The organism is Bradyrhizobium sp. 141 (assembly GCF_023074055.1).
Lineage (GTDB): Bacteria > Pseudomonadota > Alphaproteobacteria > Rhizobiales > Xanthobacteraceae > Bradyrhizobium.
Window position 1 is genome coordinate 1 of record NZ_JADPKR010000035.1, and the last position, 2,432, is coordinate 2,432.

Sequence of the window (2,432 nt, forward strand, 5' to 3'; positions counted from 1 at the left end):
TGGACCAAGTCAGCCGATCAGATTTTGGCTTCCGTCAAACGCTTCTGCCACAAAGCTCAACAGACTTTATGTGGCGAACTTTAGATTCACGTGACTAGCGCGTATTCGCATATTCAGTCGCTGCCGCTTTGCAAGCTGCCATTTTTGAGCAGGCCAACACAGCGCCATCGCGGTGGGCAGCCTCATAGGATTGGTCTTTGTGGTTCGCGTGAAGATAGGCCCCGAGCAAAGCCGCTGCGACCAAGACCACGATGTAACGGGCCCGCTCCAAAATCAGCCGGGCTTTGGGGCTCTTCTCAATGCGAGTGACCGTCGCCAAAAAGATGGCCGGTGTGCTGACCAAGAGGATGGCGACTTGGATGTTGCTCGACGCGATGTCCAGCCGGTTGAGAACCTGATGTTCGAGCCAAAGCAAAGCGCGATGAAGCTCCAGATGGTGGCCCAGTAGCTGGCCATATCGAAGAGAACCTTGATGGGCTCGTCTTCGTCTAACTTCGGGGCGGTGCTCTCGGTGCTGGCCATTCGTGCGTTCCTCCATAGGTGGGCGACGCAATGTAGACGATAGTCATCATGGCTCTATGAAAAATGGGACTCATAGTCCGTAGACCGAAAGTCATCATGACGGCCTCCTCCCGTGGATGGATGACGAGACGGGCATCGTTAACGTGGTGGCAGCGGCTGTGCGGCGGGCCCGGAAGGGTCTCGGATTTGGCCCTAGAGGCGGGGCTGGATCGGACCTACGTCAGTCAGGTGGAGCGGGGCGCCCGCAACTGCACCATCATCGTCCTGGCCCGCTTGGCGAAGGCCTTGCAGACGACCCCTGATCGCTTGCTGGTCCCCCAGAAGAGGACCTGGGGTCAGGCCTGAATCTCGTCCGGTGTCAGACAGGTCACTTTTAGCACTGGACCTCAGGTTAGGGGCCCGAACAGGACCGTTGATTTAGCTCAATGACCACTGTCGTCCTCTTGCCAAGCCTTAGGCATGAATGAGCCTGAGCCCGAGAAACGTCCGACGCCCAAGCAGACGCGCATGGAGGAGGCTCGACGCATCATCGAGGAGTATGCCGATGACCTCCGCGAGATCATCAGGAAGCTGCGTCAGAGGATGAATTGAGACCGCCTTGGTCCGCTCACAAGGTTCGGCCCTATGGAGGAAACTGAAGGGTTAGTCATTATGGGCTGTCCAGGGGTCATGTAGGAGGGCTGGTGGTCACTCACCCGAGCTTGGAAGTAACCCTTCAGGGTTGGTGAAGGTTGACCCTTAGAGGCCGCACTAGGGGTGATAATAGAGGAGAGGTGGTGTCACCCTCCCAACTTGAAGGCACCCTTACAGGCCCCCCTGAGACGGACCTCTAAGTTCTAACCCTCTAAACCTCCCCCCTTCAGCTGGCTCCCTCGTTAAAGGAGGTCCAAGATATAAGACTTTGATTCAAAGAGGGAAACTTGACCGAAACAATCGCGCGGGAGAATCTTGCTCTCTGCTCAAAAGCTCTTCGCATGGCGGATTGCGCGAAGATCGGCATCGGATTCAGCTACTAGAATTGCGTCGTGAAGTGGAAGCCCTATACGGCCTGCTCGCGCGAGCTCAGACGCTTAGACATTGGTCCGAGTTGCCAAGTGCGCATGACGCTACTAGTGCCTTGATCTTACAAGTGTAGCGAATGGGGAAGCTTTACGACATCATCGAGCATCTTTCCTTCAATGAGTTCGACATGGCGGGGATCACCAACGCTGTGAGCTGACCTTGCCCCCAGGTTTTATCCAGTCCTGAGTTCGCCCGTGCCGTTGGATTTGCCTGGTTGGGCGGTGGCAGCGACGGGAGCTGGCGCGGAGCCTTCGGCATAGCGCAGCGCCAGATCCCGGCGCGGGGGGCAGGTCATCGCGAACTCGGACGGGGTTCTCCATCCGAGCTGCGAGTGTGGTCTTGTGTCGTTGTAATCGGCCCGCCAACTTCCAAGTGTGACGCGGGCTTGTGCGAGTGACGTGAACAACGTCTCGTTCAACAGCTCATCCCGCAGCCGGCCGTTGAAGCTCTCGATGAAGGCGTTCTGCATGGGTTTGCCCGGCGCGATGTAGTGCCATTCGAGCCGGCTTTGGTCGGCCCACACCAGGATGGCGTTGCTGCTGAGTTCGCTGCCGTTATCGCTGACCACCATCCTGGGCTTGCCGCGCTCGATCATCAGCCGGTCCAGTTCCCGCGCCACGCGGATGCCGGAGAGCGAGGTATCGGCCACCAGCGCCAGGCACTCACGGGTACAATCATCGACGACAGTCAGGATGCGGAAACGGCGGCCGTCGGTCAGCTGATCCGACACAAAGTCGAGCGACCACCGGTCGTTCGTAAGCGCTGTTCAGCGGCCACCTACCGGATGACGGTGTGATCTGCGAGTCTGCGGTTCGGTTTCGACCGTTAGGCTTAGAATGGACACAGTG

The 2,432-nt window shown here is 58.1% G+C and carries 2 protein-coding genes and 1 pseudogene; 1 reads left to right on the forward strand and 2 read right to left on the reverse strand.

Annotated elements, in window-relative coordinates:
* Positions 1 to 94: 94 nt before the first annotated feature.
* Positions 95 to 415, reverse strand: coding sequence for a hypothetical protein (locus IVA81_RS11400; protein WP_247316395.1), 321 nt, complete (start codon positions 413 to 415; stop codon positions 95 to 97).
* A gap of 227 nt (positions 416 to 642) precedes the next feature.
* Between IVA81_RS11400 and IVA81_RS11405 the strand changes: the two genes are divergently transcribed.
* Positions 643 to 867 carry a helix-turn-helix transcriptional regulator gene (locus IVA81_RS11405; RefSeq protein ID WP_247316422.1) on the forward strand — a complete coding sequence of 75 codons (225 nt, stop codon included), beginning with the start codon at positions 643 to 645 and terminating at the stop codon, positions 865 to 867.
* Positions 868 to 1,756: 889 nt separating this feature from the next.
* Here IVA81_RS11405 and IVA81_RS11410 read toward each other — a convergent pair.
* Positions 1,757 to 2,338, reverse strand: a pseudogene (locus IVA81_RS11410) (integrase core domain-containing protein); the annotation flags it as partial.
* Positions 2,339 to 2,432: the final 94 nt, after the last annotated feature.

What these genes read in the sequence shown, in the direction of transcription:
- IVA81_RS11405 (WP_247316422.1), top strand. Translation starts at nt 643, where the DNA reads ATGACGAGACGGGCATCGTTAACGTGGTGGCAGCGGCTGTGCGGCGGG.